We start from the raw sequence: 301 nt of genomic DNA on the forward strand, positions 1-301 counted from the left end.
CGCGGTCTGCTGGTCACCTGATCGAGCCGGGCTGCCCGCCTGCGGCAAGGGGGCATCGCCCAGCAGCTCGGCATAGGCCCGCTCGGCACTGTGAGCCTCCTGGATGCGCCCGTCCTGTATCAGCCAGAAGCGGTTGCAACTGCGCTCGAGCAGCTCCCGGTCGTGGGAGACCAGCAGCACGCCCCCCGGGAAGGCGGCAATCGCCTCGGCCAGCTCCTCCTTGCCCGCCAGATCCAGGTGGTTGGTGGGTTCGTCGAGCCAGAGCATATGGTGGCTGCCGAGGGACAGGGCGAGAAACAGC

General features: G+C 68.8%; 1 pseudogene. It reads right to left on the minus strand.

Annotated elements, in window-relative coordinates:
* A pseudogene (locus tag AACR77_RS16920) lies at window positions 1-301 on the minus strand (ABC transporter ATP-binding protein); the annotation flags it as partial.

Origin of the sequence: Aeromonas sp. ZOR0002 (assembly GCF_963866995.1) — a bacterium.
GTDB classification, from domain to species: domain Bacteria; phylum Pseudomonadota; class Gammaproteobacteria; order Enterobacterales; family Aeromonadaceae; genus Aeromonas; species Aeromonas caviae.